The following is a 23549-nucleotide window of genomic DNA, read 5'->3' on the forward strand; positions in this document are numbered from 1 at the left end:
GATCTCAGGCGCCGCGCAGGCGCTCGGAGAGGTAGGCGTGCAGGCCGTCGAGCGGGATGCGCTCCTGGCCCATCGTGTCGCGGTCGCGGACGGTCACGGCGTTGTCGTCGAGCGAGTCGAAGTCGATCGTGACGCAGTACGGCGTGCCGATCTCGTCCTGACGGCGGTAGCGGCGGCCGATCGCCCCGGCGTCGTCGAAGTCGACGTTCCAGCCGGCCGCGCGCAGAGTGTCGGCGACCTCGCGCGCCAGCGGCGACAGACGCTCGTTGCGCGACAGGGGGAGGACGGCGGCCTTCACCGGCGCGAGGCGCGGGTCGAGCTTCAGCACCGTGCGGGTGTCGGTGCCGCCCTTCGCGTTGGGCACCTCTTCTTCGCGGTACGCGTCGACGAGGAAGGCCATCATCGCGCGCGTGAGACCGAAAGACGGCTCGATGACGTACGGGGTGTACTTCTCACCCGAGGCCTGGTCGAAGTACGTGAGGCTCGAGCCCGAGGCATCCGAGTGGCTCTTCAGGTCGTAATCGGTGCGGTTCGCGACGCCCATGAGCTCGCCCCACTCCTTGCCCGGGAAGCCGAAGCGGTACTCGACGTCGATCGTGCCGGCGGAGTAGTGCGCGCGGTCGTCTTCGGGGACATCGAACCGCTTCATGTTCTCGGGGTCGATCCCGAGGTCGACGAACCAGTCCCAGCACGCCTCGACCCAGTGCTCGAACCACTGCTGCGCCTCGGCCGGGGGCGTGAAGTACTCGATCTCCATCTGCTCGAACTCGCGCGTGCGGAAGATGAAGTTGCCGGGGGTGATCTCGTTGCGGAACGCCTTGCCCACCTGGCCGACGCCGAACGGGGGCTTCCGACGGGATGCCGTGAGCACGTTGGAGAAGTTCACGAAGATGCCCTGCGCGGTTTCGGGGCGCAGGAAGTACAGGCCCGACTCGTCGTCGACGACGCCGAGGTACGTCTTCACGAGGCCGGAGAACGCCTTCGGCTCGGTGTACTGACCCTTGGTGCCGCAGTTGGGGCACGGGATGTCGGCGAGGCCGTTCTCGGCCTTGCGACCCTTGCGGGCCTCGAAGTCCTCGATGAGGTTGTCGGAGCGGAAGCGCTTGTGGCAGTGGAGGCACTCGACCAGCGGGTCGGTGAAGGTCGCGACGTGGCCCGACGCCTCCCACACGCGCTTGGGCAGGATGATGCTCGAGTCGAGGCCCACCATGTCGCCGCGGCCGCGCACGAACGTCTGCCACCACTGGCGACGGATGTTCTCCTTCAGCTCGGTGCCGAGGGGGCCGTAGTCCCACGCCGAACGCGAACCGCCGTAGATCTCACCGGCCTGGAACACGAACCCGCGGTGGCGGGCGAGCGAGATGACCTTGTCGAGGCGGGACTGTTCGGCCACGGTGGCTCCAATGGTCGGGAAAGCTGTGGGTGCGAGCGCGAGTGCGCGGCATCCAGTTTATCGAAGCGATCCCGCCGCGCCGGGCCCGCCGTTTCGGGCGTCGTCGCGCTCGCGGATCCAGTTCTGCAGATAGGGCATCGCGACGTTCGTGGCGTGGGCGGCCAGGGTGGCGCGGGCGGCGTCCGAGAGGGAGTCGAGCGCCGGCGCTGCGGGGTCGGCGACGTGCGCGATTGGATACGGGAAGCGGTTGCGGAACATGTCCATCCACAGCAGCACGAGATCGCCCTCGTGCGCGATCATCGCGTGGCTGAACGAGCCGCGCTCGTGCCGCTCGATCTCCCACCCCCGCTGCGCGGGCCGCGCGGCGTAGTCGGGATCCCCGCCCCAGGACCACCCACCCCGACCACGGACGGGCACGCCGTAGCCGAAGCCGTCGAGCGCCGACGCGAGCGCCTCGGGCGTCCACGGGGCCGGGAAGAAGGTCGACAGGCTGACCCGCAGCGCCAGCGGCGACAGGTGCGTCGGAGCCTCGCCCGAGGTCCGCGGGAGCTCCGCTTCGAGCGCGGCGGCCAGCGCGATCGTCGCGGCCGACGGCTCGCCCCGGTCGAGCAGCAGCAGGAACGTCTGGAGGGCACGAAGGTAGGTGCGGTGCTCCGCGGCATCCGCGAAGGGCGGGATCGGGATGCCCCCGACGGGCGCCCGCCCCCAGGGCACGTCGTCGCGGTCGGTCTCCGAGAGTCCCGACCGCGCGCTGCTCATCGGGTGATCCGCTCGCGGTGCACGGTGAACTCCTCGAGTGCCGCCTCGTCGATCTCGACGCCGAGCCCCGGCCCCGTCGGGACGCGCACGTGCCCGTCCTCGATTACCGCGGGCTCGGTGACGATGTCGCGGTCGTAGAAGCGGGCGGATGCCGAGATGTCACCGGGCAGCAAGAACCCGGGGAGAGCCGCGAGCGCCGCGTTGGCGGCCCGCCCGATGCCCGTCTCGAGCATGCCGCCGCACCACACGGGGATCCCGGCCGCACGGCAGCGGTCGTGGATCGCGAGGGCCTCGAGGTAGCCGCCGACACGGCCGGCCTTGATGTTGATGATCGCCGCGGCACCGAGTTGCAGCGCGTCAGCCGCGGCCTTGTCCGACACGATCGACTCGTCCAGGCACACCGGTGTGGTGAGGCGCTTCGCCAGGGTCGCGTGGTCGACGAGGTCGTCCTCCTGCAGCGGCTGCTCGATGAGGAGGAGGTCGAAGGCGTCGAGGCCCTGGAGCGTGTCGGCATCCGCGAGGGTGTAGGCGGAGTTGGCATCCACCTGAAGAGGAATGCCGCCGAACGCCGCCCGCACGGCGGCGGTGTCGTCGATGTCGCGTCCGGGCTTGATCTTGATCTTGATGCGGACGTAGCCCTCGTCGAGGTACCCGCCGACGGTGTCGACGAGCGCGGCGGGGTCGCGCTGGATGCCGACCGAGACGCCCGAGGGGACGCGGTCTTTCTCGGCACCGAGGTACTGCCCGAGGCTGCGGCCCTCGGCGCGCAGCGCCGCGTCGATCACGGCGAGTTCGAGCCCGGCCTTGGCCATGCGATGCCCGACGACCGGGGCCAGGATGCCGGCGACCTCCTCCGGCGCGACCGTGCGGCGCCCGAGCAGGGCCGGCGCGAGGAAGCGGGTCAGGACGTCCCACGCGCCCTGCGTGTACTCGCTGGAGTACGACGGCTCGGCTCGGCCTGCGTGACCACCTCGCCCCACCCGCGCCCGTCGGGGGTTTCGGTGGTGACGACGATGACCTCGCGCACCGTCTCGGTGCCGAAGGACGTCGTGAACGGCGACACCAGCGGGATCTGCAGGACGCGAAGCTCCACGGCATCCAGGGTCACGGGGGCGGCGGAGGTGCGGGGCGGCATGAGGGCAGGGTATCGGGCGCTGTGCGGGTCGGGCTCGCGCCCGCAACGTGCCGGGCTCGCGCCGGCGGCGGGCCGGTGTCGCGCCTGCGGCGTGCCGCACTCCGGAGAATTCGCCGTTCCGACGGCCCCTCGGGCCTCCGACGGCCCGAACACGCACGTTTCTCCGGAGTTCGGCACGGGGCGCGGCGGCGAAGCGCGACCGTAACGCCCCCGCCCGGGCCTGGCAAGGCCGCTCCCCGTCGTCGCGCCCGCGCGTAGCGTCGCGGGCATGAGCGACTTCACTCCCCGCCACGCGATCGTCACCGGTTCGGACTCGGGCATCGGCGCGGCCACCGCGCTCGCGCTCGCCGAGGCCGGCCTCGACGTCGCCATCACGTACCACTCCGACAAGGACGGTGCCGAGGAGACGGCCGAGGGCGTGCGTGCCCGCGGCGGCCGCGCCGTCGTCGCGCAGTTCGACGCCACCGACTTCGGCTCGGTCCCCGGCGCGGTGAACGCCATGGCCGACGAGCTCGGCGGCCTCGACGTCTTCGTCAACAACGCCGGCGGTGGCATCGGCGGGCCCTTCCTCGACCTCGACCTCGACACGTGGCGCACCGACATCGCCCTGAACCTCGACGGCGCGTTCCTCGCCCTGCACACCGCCGCGAAGCGCATGGTCGCGGCCGGGAACGGCGGGCGGCTCATCGCCGTGTCCAGCGTGCACGAGCACCAGCCGCGCGTCGGCTCGGCGCCGTACGTGGCGGCGAAGCACGGGCTCGGCGGCCTGATCAAGACCATGGCGCTCGAGCTCGGGCAGTACGGCATCACCGCGAACGCCGTCGCGCCGGGCGAGATCGCCACCCCCATCAACGACATGGATGCCGAGGATGCCGACCGCATCCACCGTCCCGGCATCCCGCTCGGTCGCCCGGGCAAGCCGGACGAGGTCGCCGACGTGATCCGTTTCCTCGCGTCGCCGTCGGGTTCGTACGTCACCGGCGCGAGCTGGGTCGTCGACGGCGGGATGCTGCAGATGGGCCCGCAGGCGGGATCGCACATGGAGTCGGACGCGTGGCGTTCGGCCGGAAAGGAGTGACGCGATGAGCGACGAGAAGAGCTTCGAAGAGAACCGTCACGACCAGTTGACGAGCGCCCCGAAGGCGACGGAGGCCGACGCGGCCCCGCGCATCGACGTCACGAAGCACGACGGCGTCACCCGCATCGACGTGCGCGACGACGCGGCCGTGCGTCCCGGCCCCGGGCAGGGCGACCCCGCCGCAGAGAAGGACGTACCCGTCTCGGGCGACTGACTCAAACGAGCAGGTACCCGCGCCCGCCGACGCCGCCGATGCGGAGACCGGATGCCAGGTGCCCTCGGAGCTCATCGCGGACGCGGTGCCGCCACTCGGCGGCTGCGGTCGGGTCGCTGCGGCGGAGCGCCTCGATGTCATCCGGGATCTCGACGACCGCCCGCACCGCATCGCCGGCGGGCGTGGGGGCGGGCGGCTCGGCCACGGCCCACGACACCATCAGCCGGTCGGACTCGTCGCCACGATTGACGTCGTCGGGCATCTCGCCGTACTGGTTCACCAGGTACTCGGTGGCGCTCGCGCCGAGGACGGCGAGGTTGAAGTGCGCGTTGCGGCGGATCAGCGGGTCGAACGTCCAGGTGATGCGGCCGATCCCCCGCTCGAGCGCCCACTCGCGCTGGTGCACCTTGAGTTGACGCCCGAGACCGCGCCCCTGGTATCCGGGCAGGATGCCGGTGATGTGCGAGTGCATCGTGCGCTCCGCGGGCGGTCCGAAGAACGCCGCGGACGCCCCGATCATCCGGTCACCGTCGTACAGGCCGACGACGTAGTTGCCCGAGTGCTCCAACGCCCGCAGGATGTTCGCTGGCATCGTCGCGCGATCCCCCACCCAGACGTCGTCGAACACCTGCGCCCCGGCGACGATGGCCTCGAGGGTGTCGAGCGGGCGGATGTCGATGCCGGACGTGCTCATGGTCCGAGTCTGGCATCCGCCGCCCGCGCGTGCCTCGCCCCGTTTGCCCACGGAACACGCTGCGCCCCCCCTCGTCCCACTTCTGGCGGATCATGTCCCCCTTCTTGCTGCTCCCGCACGCCGAAACCCGCATGAAGTGGGACGAGGATGCCGCGCCGAGCCACGCGGGATCGCACCGCGGCGTGACGAAGCGCCCGCGCACACCGTCCTATCCGTGAAGCCCCGGATCGCCCGGGCCCGGACGAGAGGACGACACGATGAGAGCCGGACGCATCACGACCGCCCGCCGACCGCGCGGAGTCCTCGTGACGGCGGGGATCGGAACCGTTCTCGTCGTCGTCATCGCGGCGGGACTGTTCCTGCCGCTCGTCGGGTTCCTCGCCGGGGCCACGGCATCCACGGTCGGGCTCGTCCCCTTCCCGGCGGCGAGCGTGACGCTCGTGGCCCTCGCCGGGGTCGTCGTCTGCGTGGGACTCCTCCTCGCTGCCCTGACCCGCCGCCGTACGGCGACCGCGATCGTCTGGACCGTCCTGGCCGTGATGGTCGCGCTGGCGGTGACGGCGTTCCCGCTGGTCGCCGTGGTCACCGGGTCGGCCGAACGCGCGTCCGACCTGGCGCCCATCGTCGGCGACCTGTGGGGCCGCATCACCGGGCAGGGCTGAGCCGGCGGGTCAGCGCGGGGGCATCCCGCCGACGTGACGGATCGTGCGACCGCGCTCGACAACGATCGCGATCCCCCCGAGCAGCCACAGCGGCACCTGCGTGAGGAACGCGAGGCGGAAGGCATCCAGGGAGTAGGTGTCGGGGGTGCCGGCACCCTGCACGTCCATCGCGATACCGATGAAGAGGATCGCGAGGAGCGCGGCGAGGAAGCCGCCGCCGTTCACGATGCCGGTCGCGGTGCTCAGGCGATGGCTGGGCGTGAAGGTGCGTGCGTGGTCGAACGCGATCATCGACGCCGGGCCACCGGTCGCGAGAGCGAACATCAGCACGATCAGCAGCCACAGGGGCGCCGGTCCCGGCCAGGCCGCGACGACGATCCAGACGAGCGCCTGGAACACCACGGTGGGCAGCACGAGCCAGCGAGACCGGCGACGCGGATGCCGACTGGACAGGGCTCCGATCACCGGCCCGCTCACGATGCCGAACAGCACGAAGAGCGTCATGATGCCCGACGCGGTCGCGGGAGGCAGCCCCTCACCGGCGGTGAGGAAGGGGAAGCCCCACAGCAGCATGAACGCCGTGCCGGCGAAGGGCGTGGCGAAGTGCGACCAGAAACCCAGACGTGTGCCGGGGTGCGCCCACGACTCGCGGAAACCCTGCCGCAGATCGGCCGCCGAGGTGACGACGCGGATCGTGCCGGTCTGGGTGTCGACCGACGTGTCGACCGCATCGTCGCGCCGCTCGGGCGGACGGTTGCGGATGATCGCGTACGTGAGGACGGCGAACAGCACGCCGAGCCCCGCGACGCTGCCGAAGGCGACGCTCCAGCTCGTCGCGTGCAGGAGCGCGGCGAGCGGCACGACGGCGACGATCTGGCCGAGCTGACCGATGATCCCCGTCAGCTGCACGAGCACCGGTGCCCGTTGCGCCGGGAACCACGTCGCGATCACGCGCAGCACGCTGGGGAAGATCATCGCGTCGCCCGCGCCGATGAGGACGCGGGCCAGGATGCCGATCCCCACCGCGTCCGCGAACGCCATGACCAACTGGCCCGCCGCCATCAGCAGCATGCCGATCGCGATCATCGGTCGTGCGCCGAAGCGGTCGAGCAGCAGTCCGACGGGGATCTGCATCGCGCCGTAGACGAACAGCTGGATCACCGCGAACATCGACAGCGCCGACGCGTCGGCCTGGAACCGGGTGGCGGCATCCACGCCCACCGCCGACAGCGACGTGCGGTTGACGATCGACACGACGTAAGCGAGGACGCCCACGCCCCACAGCGTCCACGTCCGCCAGCCGGGGCGTTCGAGGCTGCTGATCACGGTGGTTCCTGGGAGAAGAGGGGAGGGATGCCGCACACAGCGGCATCCACCAGGCTAGTCGCGGGCGCCGACACCGCGGTCCGCGCGGCCGCGCGCGGGTCGGCTGAGGGCGGAGGCGGTGGTCACCGCCGTCACCGGGGCACGGCAGAATGGTCCGATGGTCTCCGCGAGCCCCCACCTGCAGCCCGATCACGCGTGTCTCATCGTCCACGGCAGCGACACCCCCGGCATCATCGCCGCGGTCTCGGCTCTCATCGCCCGGCAGGGCGGCAACATCGTCGCCTTCGACCAGTACTCCGACGGCACGCGCGGTGGGGCGTACTTCCAGCGCGTGGTGTTCCACCGCCCCGACCTCGCGGCATCCCTGCCCGAGATCCAGGCGGATCTCCACCGCACGCTCCGCGACGGGTTCGAGCTCGAGTGGAAGCTCACCGACCTCGCCACCCCGAAGCGCATGGCGATCCTCGCGTCCAAGCAGGACCACTGCCTGCTCGACCTGCTGTGGCGCCACCGCCGCGGCGACCTGCCCGTGAGCATCCCCATGGTCGTGTCCAACCACACGACCTCGGCCGAGGACGTCCGCTCGTTCGGCGTGCCGTTCTTCCACGTCCCCTCCACCCCCGGCCCCGACAAGTCGGCATCCGAGGCCCGCATCCTCGAGCTGCTCGTCGGCAACGTCGACTTCGTCGTGCTCGCGCGGTACATGCAGATCCTCTCGCCCGACTTCCTCGAGAAGATCGGGGTGCCGGTGATCAACATCCACCACTCCTTCCTGCCCGCCTTCATCGGCGCGGAGCCGTACAAGAAGGCCAAGGAACGCGGCGTCAAGCTCATCGGCGCGACCTCCCACTACGTCACGGGCGACCTCGACGAGGGGCCGATCATCGAGCAGGACACGATCCGCGTCACCCACGCCGACTCGGCCGCCGAGCTCGCGCGCCGCGGTGCCGACGTCGAGCGTCAGGTGCTCTCGCGCGCCGTGCTGTGGCACGCCGAGGACCGCATCATCCGCAGCGGTAACCACACCATCGTCTTCACGTCTTGAGGCCGGGGTCACCGACCCCCAAAGAGACATTTGACGGTCGGCCCCCGCCGAGCGAGCATCGGGGCATGACCCGCATCGACGAGCTGCGCGCCACCGCGCACCCCCTCCGGCTCCGAATGCTGTCCCTGCTGACCGGAGCGGCCATGAGCGCCGCCGAGGTCGGGCGGGAGCTCGGCGTTTCGCAGGCGTCGGCGAGCTACCACCTCCGCGTGCTCGAGCGGGTGGGTCTGATCCGCGTCGTCGAGACCGTGCGCCTCCGGGGCGGGGATGCCAAGCGCTACCGCCACGAGTCGTCCTCGCGCCGGATCGATCCCGACGCGCCCCCGGCACCGCGCGTCCCCGCCGAGGACGAGGCGTCCTACGTCGAGGCGCTCATCGACGAGCTGCGGCGCCGCGCACGTCGGCGCGCCGAGGGCCCCGGCGTCACGACCGACGCCGAGCTGTGGGTCGATCCCGAGGTGTGGCGACGGGTGGTGCACCACGTCGCCGAGGCCTCTGCCCTCCTGCACGCCGCCGCCCGGCCGCCGCGGAGCCCCGGGACGCAGCCGGTCTCGATGACGGCGGCGCTCTTCCGACTGGAGCGCCCGTGAGCGGCCGGGGCCCGTTGCGCCACGCCGCCTTCCGGTGGCTGCTCGCGGCGCGGACGACGAGCATCGTGGGCAACGCCGTCGCACCGATCGCCCTCGCCTTCGCCGTGCTCGATCTCACGGGCTCGGCCGCCGATCTGGGGCTCGTCGTCGCGGCCCGTTCGATCGCGAACGTCGCCGTCCTCCTCTTCGGCGGCGTCCTCGCCGACCGCCTCCCCCGCAACCTCCTGCTCGTGGGGACATCGGTCGCGGCGGCACTCACGCAGGGCGGTGTCGCCGCCCTCGTCGTGACGGGGTCGGCGACCGTGCCCGCGTTGATCGTGTTGAGCATCCTCAACGGCGCGGTCGCCGGCGTGAGCCTGCCCGCGTCCGCCGCGCTCGTGCCCGACACCGTCCCGCCCGACCAACTGCGCTCGGCCAACGCACTGCTGCGCCTGGGACTCAACGGCGGCACGATCCTCGGCGCCTCGGCGGGTGGCATCCTGATCGCCTCGGTGGGACCGGGCTGGGGACTGGCCGTGGATGCCGCCGCGTTCGCGGCCGCGGCCGCGTTCTTCTCCCGGCTGCGCCTGCCCGAGCGCGCCGCGGCGCCGCGGACATCGATGATCGCGGACCTGCGGGAGGGATGGCGCGAGTTCACGAGCCGCTCCTGGGTGTGGATCGTCGTGCTGCAGTTCGCCGTCCTGAACGCCGCGTTCACCGGTGCGGTCGCGGTGCTCGGGCCGGTCGTGGCGGACGAGACGATCGGACGGTCGGCGTGGGGGTTCGTCATCGGCGCGCAGACCCTGGGCCTCGCGCTGGGGGCGGTGGTCGCGCTGCGCTGGCGGCCCCGTCGCGCCCTCGGGATCGGCGTCGCCGCGATGGCGTTCGCCGCGGTTCCGGTCGCGACCCTCGCGGCGGCTCCCGTGGTGCCCGTGCTGCTCGTCGGCTTCGCGCTCGGCGGCTTCGCCATCGAGCTCTTCGCGATCGCCTGGGACCAATCGCTGCAGTCACACATCCCCCGCGACGCGCTCTCGCGCGTCTACTCCTACGACATGGTCGGGTCGTTCATCGCCGTGCCCCTGGGCGAAGCGGTCGTCGGTCCGGCTGCCCACGCGGTCGGAACGACCCCGGTGCTGTGGACCTGCGCCGCGCTCGTCGTGGCGGCGACGCTCGTGGCCGCGTCGACGCGGAGCGTGTGGCGGGTGGTGGCGCCCGAGAGCGGGCCCGCCGAGACGGCATCCGCCTGACACTGTCCGACGGATGCGGTCTCGGCGTCCCCGGGCCGGCTCAGTCGGGGTCGGAGGCCTGCGCGAGCGGCCCGCGGCCTCCCCGCGGCGGTTGCTTGCGCTGACGCGCGAGCTCGCCGCCGACACGACCGCCGTACGGACGGCCGTGATCGGCCCACTCCGCGCGGAAGTACGCCAGGCGCCAGTCGCCGAGCTCGATCCGCGCGCCCGTGCGCAGGATGCGGCCGTTACCGCGACGCCCCTCGACCGCGGCACCGCCGCCGCCGACGACGTCGAATCCGTACAGGACGTACTCGTCGTCGCCCTCGTGCCGGATCTCGGCGTGGACGGGCGCGAGGCCGGGCAGACGCAGGTCGGCCTCGTCGCCGGACCCGATGACGGTCTTCGTCGGGAGCAGGTCGAACTCGCGCGGGCGCGATCCGTCCCACGATGAGGAGCCGACGGCGAAAATCAGGCGCGGCCGGCCCGATCCGGGGGTGTAGTGCGTCGTCGTGATCCGGCGCGGCACGAACCGGTTGACGGTCGGCACGAGCGGCAGCGGCGTCCCCGGCGGCACCGGGAACGTGAGCGCCTGGCCCCCGTTGCGGCGGGTGAGCAGCGGCGCCAACGCCGCCACGGACCCGAGTCGGATGTGCGGCGAGCCGGTCACCACCCGCTGCAGCAGGCTGCTCTTGACCTCGCCCAGGTGCAGGATCGGGCCGTCCGGCCCCTCCACGCGCACCGATATTCCGCGCGCGGCGAGCGCGTCGGCGACCGTGGAGAGCTCAGCGAGCGTGCGGCGACCGTTGCCGGGCAGCCGCGACGGGTCGCTGATGGTCACGCGCACCTCGGAACCCGCGGCGGTGATCGTGCCCTCGAACGGGGGGAGCGCGGCATCCGTCCCCGTCTCCTCCTCGGAGAAGGCGAGGTCGATGTCGAGGCGCACCATGACGGCGCCCGCTCTCAGTTGCCGCGGTACGGGTCGGAGCCCGGCGCGGTGTCGTCGCTCGTGGTGACGCGGAGGGTGCCGTTGAGCTTCCAGGTCGCGCGGGGGGCGTCGGGTCCGATGTCGCGGGGCACCTCGACGGTCATGTCGACGAACGAGTAGTTGACCGCGGCGCCGCGGCCGGTGAGGTACGACCACATCTCGCGACCGAGGTCGGTCCAGTCGGTGATCGAGTGCCCCTCGGGGCCGGCGGAGTTTGCGAACGGGTCGGTGGATGCGGTGGTGTCGGACATCGTCCCAGTCCTTTCTGGTGTTCGGGGGCACCAGATTCCCACCGGGCCGCATTGCGCACGGAGGGATTGCGTTCCGGGACGAGTTGCGGGATAACCCGCCGTCAGTACACGTACTCCATCAGCTCCACGCCCAGCACGCGGAACGCGTCGTGCGCGCGCAGACGGTGCGCGATCGAGAGGTCGTCGAAGTTCGCGATGAGCGCGTAGGCGACGCCCGCACGCGGGCCGCCGAGCACGCCCGCTTCGGCGCGCACGCCCTCGGATCGGCCGGTCTTGTTGACGAACAGCAGACCGTGGCGGTCGTTCTCGTGGGCGAACGGGTCGAGACCGGTCGCGGATGCCACCAGCGACAGGTCGTGGTTCAGGCTCAGCCATTCCGCGACCTGGGCGCTGACCCCCGGCGACACGACCGTGGAATTGACGAGTCCGGCGAACACGGCAGCCATCTCGCGCGCGGTGGACAGCGCGACGTGCGGAGCGTCGTCGGGTCCGCGGTCGTCGCGGAAGCGGTCGAGGAGGGCGGTTCGCCGCAGCCCCAGCTGCTCGATGCGCGCGCGGACCGCGGGCAGCCCGACGCGCTGCAGCAGAGCGTTGGCGGCGAGCGCGTCCCCGGCGGACGCCGCGAGCACCGCCACGTCCGCCAGCGGCAGCGCCGGGGCCTTCAGGTGCTGCCACACTCCCCCGGCCGACGCGGTGTGGACCGTGGCGCGGTCGATGATCTCGAGAGCCTCGACGCGGCCGGCCTCGATCGCCGCGGCCACCTCGACCAGCAGCGGGACGACGCCCAGTCCGGCGACCGGCAGCGTGACGAAATCGTCGCCCTCGAGCACCGCGGAGCCGCCGTCGAGGTCGTCGATGCGCACCGACACCTTCGCCCCGGACGCCGCGAGCTCGTCGAGCGCGCGAAGCGTCGCCGTGAACGACCGGCGACCGGCGGCCGCCCGTCGCGGCAGGCGTCGGGGTCCTTTCCGCGCCGAACCCCGGAGGGCCGGGGCGTCGCGTCGCGACGATTCCACGGACCCTCCGGAAGGCTCGGGTGCGGCAGGCTCGGGAACCGGTGGCATGCCCACGAGCGTGGCTCCTTCCGGGTCAGGAGAGCAACAAACGCGACCTCACCAAATGGTGACGCGCTGGTCCGCGTCGAGCCACAGGGCATCGCCCTCGGTGACCTCGAACGCGTCGTAGAACGCATCGATGTTGCGCACGATCTGGTTGCAACGGAATTCGTTCGGCGAGTGCGGGTCGATCGTCAGCAGGCGGATGGTCTCGGCATCCCGGCCCTTCTGCTGCCAGATCTGCGCCCAGCTGAGCAGGAGCCTCTGGATGCCGCTGTACCCGTCGACCTCGGGACCGTCGGCGGGCTCGTCGGCACCGAGCGACAGCCGGTAGGCGCGGAGCGCGATGCCCAGGCCCCCGAGGTCGCCGATGTTCTCGCCGATCGTGAGGGCGCCGTTGACGTGGTGCTCCTCGCTCAGGCCCTCGGGGACGAGCGCCTCGTACTGGGCGATGAGCGCCTTGGTGCGCTCCTCGAACGCCGAGCGGTCGGCATCCGTCCACCAGTCGCGCAGCGACCCGTCGCCGTCGAAGCGACTGCCCTGGTCGTCGAACCCGTGGCCGATCTCGTGGCCGATGACCGCGCCGATCCCGCCGTAGTTGGCGGCGGCGTCGCGGTCGGCGTCGAAGAAGGGGTACTGCAGGATCGCCGCGGGGAACACGATCTCGTTCATCAGCGGGTTGTAGTACGCGTTGACGGTCTGCGGGGTCATGTACCACTCGTCGCGATCGATCGGCTGACCGACCTTCGCGAGCTGCCGGTCGTGCTCCCAGACGTGAGCGCGACGGACGTTCCCGACGAGGTCGTCGGCCTCGATCTCGAGGTCGGAGTAGTCCTTCCACTTCACCGGGTAACCGATCTTGGGCGTGAACGCGTCGAGCTTCGCGAGCGCGCGCTCCCGGGTCTCGGGCGTCATCCACTCCAGCGCGGTGATCGACTCGCGGTAGGCCTCGATCAGGTTCTTCACGAGGACGTCCATGGCATCCTTCGCCGCGGGCGGGAAGTGCCGCTCGACGTACACCTTGCCGACGGCTTCGCCGAGCGCCGCCTCGACCAGGCCGACGCCGCGCTTCCAACGCTCGCGGTTCACCGGCACACCGGTGAGCTGGGTGCCGTAGAACGCGAAGTTCTCGGCCACGAACTCCTCCGACAGGAACGCCGCGGCGGAGTGCACGACGGCGAACCGCAGCCACGCCTTCCAGTCCTCGAGGCGCTCGTCGACCAGCAGTGCGCCGAGGGACTCGATGAAGCTCGGCTGGTAGACGACGACCTCGGCGAAGGCGTCCTCGTGCCCTGATGCGACACCCGCGCGCCACGGCACGAGGTCGAGTCCGGCGAGGCCGACCATCTCGTCCCACGTGCGCAGGTTGTAGGTCTTCACGGCGTCGCGGCTGTCTTCGCGCGACCAGTGGTGGGTCGCGAGCTCGGTCTCGAGGGCGAAGACACGATCAGCGGATGCCGCCGGCTCGGCGACCCCGGCCAGCTCGAACATGCGCTGGATGTGCGCGCGGTAGGCGGCGCGCGTCTCGGCGAAGTTCTCGAGCCGGTAGTAGCTCTCGTCAGGGAGCGACAGGCCGCCCTGGTAGATCACGGGGACGTAGCGGGTGGGGTCGCCCGGGTCGGGCTCGACGAACAGGGTCAGCAGGCCGCTCACACCGTCGCGCTCGAGCTCTCCGACGAGACGGAGGAAGCCGGGCACGTCGGTCACGGCGTCGACGCGGGCGAGCTGATCCGCCAGCGGCGCCGCTCCCGCCTCCTCGATGCGGTCGGTGTCCAGGAAGCTCGCGAACAGGTCGCCGATCTTGCGGGCTTCGCTGCCCGGCTCGGCCTGCTGCGACTCCTCCACGATGGTGCGGACGTCCTTCTCCGCCTGTTCGGCGATGAGATGGAAGCTGCCCCATCGGGCTTTGTCGTCGGGGATCTCGGTGCGCTCCAGCCAGCGGCCGTTCACGTGGCGGAACAGGTCGTCCTGGGGGCGGATCTCGTCGCTCAGTTCGTCGAGCGCGAGACCGGATCGGGGGGTCTGGGTCATGGAGACAGGATAAATCCCTCCGCTCCACGCGGGCTCAGCATGTTGTGTCGGGGGGCGGCCGTAGGCTCGAACGGTGACCACCCCCGCACCGGCGACGCTGAACCGCGCGATCGTGCGGTTGGCCGTGCCGGCCCTGGGCGCGCTGATCGCCGAGCCGCTGTTCCTCATCGTCGACGGCGCCATGGTGGGACACCTCGGCGTGGCGCCGCTCGCCGGGCTGGGGATCGCCAGCGCGGTCCTGCAGACGGTGGTCGGGCTGATGGTGTTCCTGGCGTACGCCACCACGCCCGCCGTGGCGCGCCGGTTCGGTGCGGGAGAACTGGGTCGTGCGGTGTCCGTCGGCATCGACGGCATGTGGTTCGCCCTGACGATCGGCGCCGTCCTCGCCGCCGCGGGCGTCCTCGCCACCCCGGCGCTGGTCGACGTGTTCGGCGCGGCACCCGACGTGGCCGAGAACGCCCGCGTGTACCTGTCGATCTCGATGTGGGGACTCCCCGCGATGCTCGTCGTGTTCGCCGCGACCGGGCTGTTGCGCGGAATGCAGGACACCGTGACCCCCCTGTGGATCGCCGGTCTCGGCTTCGGCGCCAACGCGCTTCTGAACTTCCTCTTCATCTACGGCTTCGGCTGGGGCATCGCCGGTTCCGCGATCGGCACGGTCGTCGCGCAGTGGGGCATGGTGGGCGCCTACGTCGTCATCGCGACCCGCCTGGCCCGCACGCACGCGGCGTCGCTGCGCCCCGAGCCCGGCGGGCTCCGCGGCACGGCGCGCTCGGGCGGCTGGCTGTTCCTGCGCACGCTGAGCCTGCGCGCCGCGTTCCTCGCGACGGTGGCGGTGGCCACCGGCCTCGGGTCGGCCGAGCTGGCGGGGTGGCAGATCGCCTTCACGATCTTCTCGACCGCGGCCTTCGCGCTCGATGCGCTCGCGATCGCGGCGCAGGCGCTCGTCGGCAAGTCGCTCGGCGCGGGCGACGTCGCCGGGGCGCGGCACGTGCTCTCGCGCACGGTGGCGTGGGGCCTGTGGTTCGGCGTCGCGGTCGGGGCGCTCGTGGCCGCGGCATCCGGGGTCCTCGGTCTGGTGTTCACGGGCGATCCCGAGATCGCCGCCCTCATCCAGCCGGCGCTCCTCGTGCTCGCCGTCGCGCAGCCGCTCGCGTCGTTCGTGTTCGTGCTCGACGGCGTCCTGATCGGCGCCGGCGACGCGCGCTACCTCGCGATCGCGGGGCTGCTCAACCTCGTGCCGTACGTTCCCGCGCTCGTGCTCGTGGCCCTGTTCGCGGGCGGCGGCCCGGCGGGTCTGGCCTGGCTCGCCGCCGCGTTCTTCGGGGTCTACATGCTGGCCCGCGCCACGACGCTGGGACTCCGCGTGCGCGGCAGGGCGTGGATGACCGCGGGTGCCTGAGATGCCCACGCGACTCCCAGGACTCGCGCGTACCGTGCCGTCATGAGGTCGAACCCCCCGGCCCGCGCGGCCCTCCCCGCCCTGCTGTTCCCTGCGCTGATCCTGCTCGCGGGATGCACGTCGACGGACGCGGCGTCGCCCGCTCCCTCGGCGTCGACCCCGCCTCCCTCCACGCCGTCGCTCTCCCCGTCGGCACCGTCTCCCGGCGAAGCGCTGCCGAGCGACGCCGCGACGCTCGAACAGTGGGCGGCGACCGCGCTGCCCGAGAACGGTCTCGGCGGTAGCACCGCCGTCGCCCGCGGCACCGGCGAGGTCGGATCGGCCGGGGCGAGCGTCGACCTCCAGCCCGTCGGCGGATCGTGGGATGTCGTCATCGCATGCGAGAGCGCCACGGGCGCGCCCCTCACCGTCCAGGTCAGCGGCTCCGCCGGCACGTCGACCGACGTCGCATGCGGTCTCCCCGGCGAGCCCGGTGCCGCGCCGACGACCCTCCGATGGGATGCCACCACCTCCGCCACCCTGCAGGTCGACTCCCCGACGCAGGCCGTGTTCGTTTACGAAGTGCATCCGCGCGCGGGAACCTGATTCCCGCCGATTTCACACGCCCGACACGTGCGATCCCTATCCTGGTCGCATGCGGGGGCATGTGGCGGGAACGCTGATCGTGGCCGTCGCGCTGATCGTGGCCATGGTCATCTTCTGCGCGGGCGGCTATTACTACGTCGAGTACCAGGCGTGGGATGCCGCGTCGTCGACGTGGGTGTACCGCAACAGACCCTTCTCGGGCGCGGTACTCGCCGTCTCGGTGCTGGTGAGCGCGGGCGTGCTCTTCGGAGCGGCGCTCCTGCTGCTTCGGACGGGCCGCGTCCACGGCCGGCCCGTCGTCGACGAGTGCCCGCAGCTCTCCGGGAGCGTGGGGCGCTCCGACGCGGTCGAGCCCGATGCCGGGTCGCCTTCGCTCAGCTCTGGGGGCCGTTGACGTAGCTTCGCGACAGGGCGCGCTGATCGGGGTCGTTGGGGACGGCCGCGCTGTAGCCGATCTGCGGCGACGATCCCACCTGCGGCGTCGCGCCGGTGGGATCCGAGTAGGACAGCGCGAAGGTGACGACGTCACCGGAGGCCAGCGGCGACGTCAGTGAGAACAGCACCGACCGGAAGGCGCCGGAGACGGTGTTGCTCTGCTCGGACACCAGATCGGGCGCGGGCGTTCCGTTGAGGGCGACGCCCTCGAGGGAGACGAGGTCGCCGAGTGCCGCATCGAAGGTGACGCGGACGGTGTCTCCCACCGCGGTGGGATTGGGCCCCACCGATGTCAGGGTCGCCTGCGTCGGTCGATACGCGGAGCCCGAGCCCGAGGTGACCTGCGCGAAGTCCGCCGTCACGGTCGCGCCGAACGGTGAGGACTCCTCCGTCGCCCCGGGACCGTTGACGTGGACGTTGTCGGAGGCGTCGAGGTCGGCCGGCTCGACGAGTGTCCAGGTGCTGACCGAATCGGCCGGCTCGAGAGTGTCATCCGGGTAGTCGCCGAGGAACGTCAGGTCCGGACGAACGAGGATCCCGGTGTACGGATCGGCGTTCGGGACGACCGTCGCGGCGAACGTGGCGGTGTAGACGGCCCGGTCACCCGTGACCGAGGGACCGCTGAAGCCGGCGCTCCGAGCTCCCTCACCGTCGCGGGCGTCGTACGTGAAACCGGTCACGTCCCAGAGTCGGCGATCGACCTCCAGCCGGAGGATGACCGGGCCGGTGTAGACCTGTGCCGTCGAGTTGCCGACCACGACGCCCACGGGCTCGCTGGCGACGTAGCGTTCGGTGAGGGCGGGAGTGAACAGGGGCACCCCGCTGCCGAACTGCGGGGGGAGCAGGGCGAGGTTCGCCGTCGTGCTGGCGCTCACCGCGGGGGCCGCCACCGCGACCGCGACCACCGGGACGGACCACGCCCCCGCCTTCAGGACGGAGCGACGCGCGACACCGCGCGGCGAACGGGTCGTTTCAGGGGAATCGGACATGGCGAGGGGATCCATCCGTCGAAGGGGGGAGTTCGAGCAGCAGGGGTAGTCTGCGACACCCGGGGGCGTTTCTCCCCCTCTCCCGGATGAGAAAGCTCTCATGCCCAGCGGCGACACCACTCGTACATGACCACGGCCGCGGCCGACGCGGCGTTGATGGATCGCGTCGAACCGTACTGCGTGATCTCGACGACGCCGGTCGCGGCGGCGAGCGCCTCGGGCGACAGCCCCGGCCCCTCCTGACCGAAGAGGAGGACGCACGCCTCGGGCAGCTCGGCGCGGTCGACGGGCACCGATCCGTCGACGTTGTCGATCGCGAGGACGGGGAGATCCTCTCCCTGCGCCCATTCCACGAACGCGGCGACGTCCTCGTGGTGTCGGACGTGCTGGTACCGGTCGGTCACCATCGCGCCGCGGCGGTTCCAGCGGCGCTTGCCGATGATGTGCACCTCCGCCGCGAGGAACGCGTTGGCGCTGCGGACGATCGAACCGATGTTGAGGTCGTGCTGCCAGTTCTCGATCGCCACGTGGAACGGATGCCGCCGGGCGTCGAGATCGGCGACGATGGCGTCCATCGTCCAGTAGCGGTACGGGTCGACGACGTTGCGCCGATCGCCCTCGGCGAGCAGTTCGCGGTCGTAGCGCGGATCGTCGGGCCAGGCGTCCGGCCCGCCGGGCCACGGACCCACGCCGTGCGTGGGGACGGGCGGCGCATCCTGGGGGTCGGGGGTCGCGTCGCCGTGGGTCACTCCCCCAGGCTATCCGCCGGGACTCGAGCGGCGTTCGCTGTTTTCGGTCGCCCGAAATATCGCTAGGGTTTCGGCATGCCGAAAAATCTGGATGCCACGCTCCCGCGCCGCACCACCGGCCGCGCGGCCTGGCTCCTCGGTCCGGCGATGGTCGCGGGGGTCGCCTACCTCGACCCCGGCAACGTCGCCAGCAACATGACGGCCGGGGCGGTGTTCGGCTACCTGCTCGTGTGGGTCGTGGTCCTGGGCAACGTGATGGCGTGGCTCATCCAGTACCTCTCGGCGAAGCTCGGTATCGTGACCGGCGAGAGCCTGCCCCAGCTGCTCGGCCGGCGGATCCGCCGCCCCTGGGCCCGCCGGGCCTACTGGCTGCAGGCCGAGCTGGTGGCCATGGCCACCGACGTCGCCGAGGTGATCGGCGGTGCCGTCGCCCTCAACCTGTTGTTCGGCATCCCCCTGCTGGGGGGCGGGGCGATCACGGGGGTGGTGTCGATCGCGGTGCTCCTGGTGCAGTCGCGCCGCGGGGCCCGTGCGTTCGAGACCGTCGTGATCGGCCTCCTCATCATCATCGCGGTGGGGTTCACCGCGGGACTCTTCTTCGCCCCGCCCGACGCGGCCGCCGTGGTCGGAGGACTCGTTCCCCGATTCGACGGGGCCACCTCGGTGCTGCTGGCCGCGTCGATCCTCGGCGCCACGATCATGCCCCACGCGATCTACGCCCACTCCGCGCTGACCCGCGACCGCTTCGCCCCCGCCGAGCCGACCGCCGCCGCCGATCTCGAAGCGGCGCGGGGCCTCTCGACTCCGCGGCTGCTCCGCGCGACCCGGTGGGACGTGACGATCGCCCTCGCCGTCGCCGGCACCGTGAATCTCGCGATCCTGCTGCTCGCCGCCGCGAACCTCACGGGCGTCGAGGGCACGGACAGTCTCGAGGGCGCGTATGCGGCCTTGCGCGACGGACTCGGCCCTCTCGTCGCGACCCTCTTCGCGATCGGGCTGCTCGCGAGCGGGCTCGCCTCCACGTCGGTCGGAGCGTATGCGGGCGCCGAGATCATGCACGGCCTGCTGCGGGTCCGCGTCCCGCTCCTCGCGCGCCGCCTCGTGACTCTGATCCCGGCCCTGCTGATCCTGGGGGCCGGCATCGACCCGACCCTGGCCCTCGTCCTGAGTCAGGTCGTGCTGTCGTTCGGCATCCCGTTCGCCCTCATTCCGCTCGTGGTCCTCACCGCCCGGCGCGACGTGCTCGGCCTACACCGCAATCGCACCCTCACGACGGTGGCGGGGGTGGCGGCATCCGTGTTCCTGGTCGGGCTGAACGCCGTTCTCCTGTGGCTGGTGTTCAGCGGCGGTTAGGCTGAGCCCGTGGAATCGCCCGTGGCCGACGACTATCTCAAGGCGATCTACCACCACACCGAGTGGCAGGACGACCCCATCACGCCCTCGCAGCTCGCCGGTGTGCTGGGCCTGGCCCCCTCGAGCGTCACCGAGATGGTGAAGAAGCTCGCGGCACAGGGACTCGTGAGCCACCGCCCGTACGGTCCCGTCTCGCTGACGCCCGCGGGCCGACGGCGGGCGGCATCGGTCATCCGCCGGCACCGCCTGATCGAGACGTGGCTCGTGCGCGAGTTCCGCTATTCGTGGGACGAGGTGCACGACGAAGCCGAGGTCCTCGAGCATTCGCTCAGCGACCGGCTCCTCGAGGGCATCGACGAGCGGCTCGGTCGTCCGCGGTTCGACCCGCATGGCGATGCGATCCCGGATGCCACGGGTGCGGTGCACCGCGAACCCTTCGTGCTGCTGCGGGACGCGGCATCCGGTCACTCCGGGCGAGTCTTGCGCGTGAGCGACCGCGACCCGGAGCTCCTGCGCGCCCTGGTGGAACGCCGCATCGACGTGGGCCACGAGCTCGAGGTCGTCTCGGAAGACGTCGTCCGCGCCGACGGCGTCGAGGTGACGCTGCCCGAGGGCGCCGGCGGTTCGGTGTGGCTCACGCGCTGACCCGGGCCCCGCGTCACCCGCTCCCCGGTTACGCTGACCCCATCGGCTCCCGGAGCCGCCGAGCGTGAGGCAGCCATGACCAGCACCGTCGAGGTCCGTCGACCCGTCCCCGTCACCGTCGCGGTCGTGCTCGTCTACGTGGGCGGGTTCGCCAACACGGCGCTCGGGGTGCTCGTCCTGCTGTCGCGATATCAGGTGGATGCCGACGACGTGCTGCCGGTGTCGTTGGTGGGCGCCGCGACGATCCTGCTGGGGCTGCTCACCGTGGCCGGCGGATCGTCACTCGCCCGGGGCAGCCGACTGGCCCGCACGCTCCTGACCGCGTATCTGTCGCTGCTGGTCATCCTGCAGGGCATCGCGCTGGCGCTCACCGAGCTCGATCCCACGATCATCACCGCGCTCCTCGCGGCACTCGCGGTGATCGCCGCGATCTGGATCCCCCCGACGGCGCGACGCTACTTCCGCCGCGCGGCGCCCTCCGCGGGGGAGCCCTCGCCGATGCTCTGAGTCGGACGCGCGTCGCGGGGTCCCGCCGGCGGCATCCGGAGCATCCGCCGCACGAAGCGCCGATGCGCGAACCGCACGACCTCGATCGCGCCGACGGCGACGATCACGACCCCGGTGATGAGCCAGGCGCCGTCTTCGCCCGGGTCCTGCAGCTGGAAGAACTGCCCCAGCGGCGGGATCGTGAAGATCGCGGTGAGCGCGATGAACATCGCCCCGATGACGAGCACTTTCACGCGGGTCACGGGGCGGGAGAGCACCGTCAGCACCCAGATCGCCACGATCGCGAGGATGATGGTGGCCCCGGTCCGCAGCTGCTCGACGCTCAGCCCCATCGCCATCGCCGCACGCGTGTAGAGCGTGAGCGCGATCGCGATCACGAGGCCCGCCGGGATCGCGAAGCTCAGCGACCGACGGAGGAACCCGGGCACGTAGCGCTGCGTGTTCGGCAGCAGCGCGAGGAAGAAGGCCGGGATGCCGATGGTCAGGCCGTCGGTGATCGACAGCTGTCGCGGCAGGAACGGGAACTCCATGACGAGGGCGCCGAAGAGCACGGCGAGGCCCGTGGCGTAGACCGTCTTGGTGAGGAAGAGCATCGAGACGCGCTCGATGTTGGCGATCACCTGGCGCCCCTCCGCGACGACCGACGGGAGGTGCGAGAAGCGTCCGTCGAGCAGCACGAGTCGCGCCACCGCCTTGGTCGCCGCGGCCCCCGAGTTCATCGCGATGCCGATGTCGGCGGTCTTGATCGCCAATGCGTCGTTGACGCCGTCGCCGGTCATGGCCACGACGTGTCCGCGCGCCTGGAGGGCCGTCACCATGCGCTTCTTCTGGTCGGGGGTGACGCGCCCGAACACCGTGTGGTCCTCGAGGATGCGTCCGAGCTCGACGTCGTCGTCGGGGAGGCCCCGCGCGTCGTAGCCCTCGTCGACCTCGAGGCCGACCTCGCGGGCGATCGCCGCGACCGTGCGCGGGTTGTCGCCCGAGATCACCCGGACGCCCACGCCCTGCGCGCGGAAGTAGGCGAGCGCCTCGGCGGCGTCGGGGCGCACCGCCTCGACGAAGGTCAGGACGGCGACGGGGACCGCGCCGCCGGGGAACCGTTCGGCGGCGACGTCGCCGTCGCCGAGCGGGTCGGCGGTGTGGGCGAGCACGAGCGTGCGGCGGCCGGACGAGGCCAGTCGCGTCACCGCCGCGCCCAGTTCGCTCGTCGCGTCGGCCGCGGTATCGCCGAAGACCATCTCGGGCGCCCCGAGCACCCAGGTTCCGGGCGCGGAGCCCTCGAACGACACGGCGCTCCATTTGCGCGCCGACGAGAACGGGATCCGGTGCGCCACCGCCAGCGGCGCCGTGACGGGGAAGGGGTCGCGCAGGCATTGGGCGGTGGCGTTGGCGTCGTCGGCCGCTCCGTACCAGGCGAGCACGTCGCGCCAGCCATCGGCCGACTGCATCTCGAGAGCCGCGTCGAAGCGGATCTCCCCCGCGGTGAGCGTGCCCGTCTTGTCGAGGCAGATGACGTCGACGCGAGCGAGCCCCTCGACCGCGGGCAGTTCGTTGACGAGCACCTTCTTGCCCGCGAGCCGGGCGGCTCCGACGGCGAAGGCGATCGAGGTCATGAGCACGAGGCCGAGCGGGATCATCGCGGTCAGCGCCGCGATCGTGTTGACGACGGCCTGTGACCACGTGCCCTGCCGCCACGCCTCGACCCAGCCGCCCGCCACCATCATCTGCGCGTTCAGCACCAGGAGGCCGATCGGCCCGATCCCCCACCCGACCCACCGGAGCACGCGGTCGATCGAGGTGCGCAGTTCGCTCGAGACGAGCTGGAAGCGCTTGGCCTCGGCCGCGAACGCGTTGGCGTACGACTCGGCGCCGACGCGCGTGACGCGGGCCGTCCCCTCGCCGGCGACGACGATCGACCCGGACAACGCCTCGTCGCCCGGCCTCTTGTCGACGGCATCCGATTCGCCCGTCAGCATCGACTCGTCGATCTGCAGCGCGCGCGACGCGGCCACGACGGCGTCGGCGGGCACCTGATCGCCCGCGCGCAGCACGAGCAGGTCGTCGCGGACCACCTCGGCTGGGGCGATCTCGGCGTCGACACCGTCGCGGCGCACACGCGCACGCGGCGCGTTGAGCAGCGCGAGCCGGTCGAGCGCGGCTTTCGCACGGAACTCCTGCACGCATCCGATGACGGCGTTGGAGAGCGCCGCGACGCCGAACAGCGCGTCCTGCCACCGACCGAGCAGGAGGAGCACGAGGAAGCACGCGCCCACGATCCCGTTGAACAGCGTGAAGACGTTGGCCCGGACGATGTTCCACGCCGACCGGCTGCTGTCGGCGACGAAGGCGTTCGTCTGCCCGGCGGCGACCCGCTCGGCGACCTCGGCCTCGGTCAGCCCGCGATCGTCGGCCACGGTCTCGATGGCGGTGGGGGGCTCCATGCGATCACTGTAGGCGC

23 protein-coding genes and 1 pseudogene are annotated in these 23549 nt (G+C 71.8%); 12 read left to right on the forward strand and 12 right to left on the reverse strand.

Translation table 11 applies throughout. The features are described 5' to 3' along the window. Positions 1-4 precede the first annotated feature (4 nt). The 3 genes and pseudogenes from P8R59_RS04485 to menC all read right to left on the reverse strand — a co-directional run bounded on the left by P8R59_RS04485 (position 5) and on the right by menC (position 3287). Positions 5-1393 carry a glycine--tRNA ligase gene (locus P8R59_RS04485; protein ID WP_278102920.1) on the reverse strand — a complete coding sequence of 463 codons (1389 nt, stop codon included), beginning with the start codon at positions 1391-1393 and terminating at the stop codon, positions 5-7. Between the two features lie 57 nt (positions 1394-1450). Further along, the gene (locus tag P8R59_RS04490) at positions 1451-2152 is read right to left on the reverse strand and encodes a hypothetical protein (protein ID WP_278102921.1); all 702 of its coding nucleotides are present in this window, start codon (positions 2150-2152) and stop codon (positions 1451-1453) included. Beyond that, positions 2149-3287, reverse strand: a pseudogene (gene menC, locus P8R59_RS04495) (o-succinylbenzoate synthase). The gene P8R59_RS04490 and the pseudogene menC overlap by 4 nt, the downstream one beginning before the upstream one ends. Before the next feature lie 268 nt (positions 3288-3555). Between menC and P8R59_RS04500 the strand changes: the two are divergent. Together P8R59_RS04500 and P8R59_RS04505 are read left to right on the forward strand one after the other, a co-directional pair. Next, a complete protein-coding gene (locus P8R59_RS04500) occupies positions 3556-4365 on the forward strand; it encodes an SDR family oxidoreductase (RefSeq protein ID WP_278102922.1) in 810 nt (269 codons plus the stop codon). Between the two features lie 4 nt (positions 4366-4369). Beyond that, complete coding sequence (locus P8R59_RS04505) at positions 4370-4579, forward strand: multidrug transporter (RefSeq protein ID WP_077051299.1); 210 nt, start codon at positions 4370-4372, stop codon at positions 4577-4579. Between the two features lies 1 nt (position 4580). Here P8R59_RS04505 and P8R59_RS04510 read toward each other — a convergent pair whose 3' ends face one another. Continuing rightward, positions 4581-5273, reverse strand: coding sequence for a GNAT family N-acetyltransferase (locus P8R59_RS04510; protein WP_278102923.1), 693 nt, complete (start codon positions 5271-5273; stop codon positions 4581-4583). 257 nt (positions 5274-5530) lie between these two features. Between P8R59_RS04510 and P8R59_RS04515 the strand changes: the two genes are divergently transcribed. Then, positions 5531-5935: an MFS transporter permease gene (locus P8R59_RS04515; protein ID WP_278102924.1), complete on the forward strand. Its 405-nt coding sequence runs from the start codon at positions 5531-5533 to the stop codon at positions 5933-5935. Positions 5936-5944: 9 nt separating this feature from the next. On the opposite strand, the gene P8R59_RS04520 is transcribed toward P8R59_RS04515, so the two are convergent. Further along, a complete protein-coding gene (locus P8R59_RS04520) occupies positions 5945-7261 on the reverse strand; it encodes an MFS transporter (protein ID WP_278102925.1) in 1317 nt (438 codons plus the stop codon). Positions 7262-7418: 157 nt separating this feature from the next. Here P8R59_RS04520 and purU point away from each other — a divergent pair, with 157 nt between their 5' ends. The 3 genes from purU (at position 7419) to P8R59_RS04535 (ending at position 10122) form a co-directional block, all read left to right on the forward strand. Then, positions 7419-8306, forward strand: coding sequence for a formyltetrahydrofolate deformylase (gene purU / locus P8R59_RS04525; protein ID WP_077051419.1), 888 nt, complete (start codon positions 7419-7421; stop codon positions 8304-8306). Positions 8307-8371: 65 nt separating this feature from the next. Next, positions 8372-8896, forward strand: coding sequence for an ArsR/SmtB family transcription factor (locus P8R59_RS04530; RefSeq protein ID WP_278102926.1), 525 nt, complete (start codon positions 8372-8374; stop codon positions 8894-8896). Then, the gene (locus tag P8R59_RS04535) at positions 8893-10122 is read left to right on the forward strand and encodes an MFS transporter (protein WP_278102927.1); all 1230 of its coding nucleotides are present in this window, start codon (positions 8893-8895) and stop codon (positions 10120-10122) included. Before P8R59_RS04530 ends, P8R59_RS04535 begins: the two co-directional genes overlap by 4 nt. 40 nt (positions 10123-10162) lie before the next feature. Here the strand turns inward: P8R59_RS04535 and P8R59_RS04540 are convergent, their stop codons facing one another. The 4 genes from P8R59_RS04540 to P8R59_RS04555 form a co-directional block, all read right to left on the reverse strand. Next, positions 10163-11050 (reverse strand): FHA domain-containing protein, encoded by an 888-nt coding sequence (locus P8R59_RS04540; protein WP_278102928.1) that lies wholly within the window; start codon positions 11048-11050, stop codon positions 10163-10165. 14 nt (positions 11051-11064) lie between these two features. Beyond that, positions 11065-11340 carry a hypothetical protein gene (locus P8R59_RS04545; RefSeq protein ID WP_278102929.1) on the reverse strand — a complete coding sequence of 92 codons (276 nt, stop codon included), beginning with the start codon at positions 11338-11340 and terminating at the stop codon, positions 11065-11067. A gap of 101 nt (positions 11341-11441) precedes the next feature. Further along, complete coding sequence (locus tag P8R59_RS04550; protein WP_431606878.1) at positions 11442-12404, reverse strand: serine hydrolase; 963 nt, start codon at positions 12402-12404, stop codon at positions 11442-11444. Between the two features lie 48 nt (positions 12405-12452). Beyond that, positions 12453-14426, reverse strand: a complete 1974-nt coding sequence (locus tag P8R59_RS04555) for a M13 family metallopeptidase (RefSeq protein ID WP_278102931.1) — start codon at positions 14424-14426, stop codon at positions 12453-12455. A gap of 73 nt (positions 14427-14499) precedes the next feature. On the opposite strand from P8R59_RS04555, the gene P8R59_RS04560 reads away from it, so the two are divergent. From P8R59_RS04560 to P8R59_RS04570, 3 genes are read left to right on the forward strand one after another with little or no spacing between them, the layout of a single operon-like run. Further along, the gene (locus tag P8R59_RS04560; RefSeq protein ID WP_278102932.1) at positions 14500-15828 is read left to right on the forward strand and encodes an MATE family efflux transporter; all 1329 of its coding nucleotides are present in this window, start codon (positions 14500-14502) and stop codon (positions 15826-15828) included. Positions 15829-15870: 42 nt separating this feature from the next. Next, positions 15871-16413 carry a hypothetical protein gene (locus P8R59_RS04565; protein WP_278102933.1) on the forward strand — a complete coding sequence of 181 codons (543 nt, stop codon included), beginning with the start codon at positions 15871-15873 and terminating at the stop codon, positions 16411-16413. Between the two features lie 49 nt (positions 16414-16462). After that, complete coding sequence (locus tag P8R59_RS04570; protein WP_278102934.1) at positions 16463-16807, forward strand: hypothetical protein; 345 nt, start codon at positions 16463-16465, stop codon at positions 16805-16807. Here P8R59_RS04570 and P8R59_RS04575 read toward each other — a convergent pair. Further along, a complete protein-coding gene (locus P8R59_RS04575; protein ID WP_278102935.1) occupies positions 16788-17837 on the reverse strand; it encodes a hypothetical protein in 1050 nt (349 codons plus the stop codon). The genes P8R59_RS04570 and P8R59_RS04575 overlap by 20 nt on opposite strands. A gap of 98 nt (positions 17838-17935) precedes the next feature. Then, complete coding sequence (locus P8R59_RS04580; protein ID WP_278102936.1) at positions 17936-18586, reverse strand: TrmH family RNA methyltransferase; 651 nt, start codon at positions 18584-18586, stop codon at positions 17936-17938. 75 nt (positions 18587-18661) lie between these two features. On the opposite strand from P8R59_RS04580, the gene P8R59_RS04585 reads away from it, so the two are divergent. The 3 genes from P8R59_RS04585 to P8R59_RS04595 all read left to right on the forward strand — a co-directional run bounded on the left by P8R59_RS04585 (position 18662) and on the right by P8R59_RS04595 (position 21091). After that, a complete protein-coding gene (locus P8R59_RS04585; RefSeq protein WP_278102937.1) occupies positions 18662-19939 on the forward strand; it encodes an Nramp family divalent metal transporter in 1278 nt (425 codons plus the stop codon). 9 nt (positions 19940-19948) lie between these two features. Then, complete coding sequence (locus P8R59_RS04590) at positions 19949-20584, forward strand: metal-dependent transcriptional regulator (protein WP_278102938.1); 636 nt, start codon at positions 19949-19951, stop codon at positions 20582-20584. Positions 20585-20659: 75 nt separating this feature from the next. Further along, positions 20660-21091, forward strand: coding sequence for a hypothetical protein (locus tag P8R59_RS04595; RefSeq protein WP_278102939.1), 432 nt, complete (start codon positions 20660-20662; stop codon positions 21089-21091). Here P8R59_RS04595 and P8R59_RS04600 read toward each other — a convergent pair. After that, entirely contained in the window at positions 21040-23532 is a 2493-nt protein-coding gene (locus P8R59_RS04600) for an HAD-IC family P-type ATPase (RefSeq protein WP_278102940.1), read from the reverse strand. The genes P8R59_RS04595 and P8R59_RS04600 overlap by 52 nt on opposite strands. Positions 23533-23549 lie beyond the last annotated feature (17 nt).

Origin of the sequence: Microbacterium proteolyticum (assembly GCF_029639405.1) — a bacterium.
Lineage (GTDB): Bacteria > Actinomycetota > Actinomycetes > Actinomycetales > Microbacteriaceae > Microbacterium.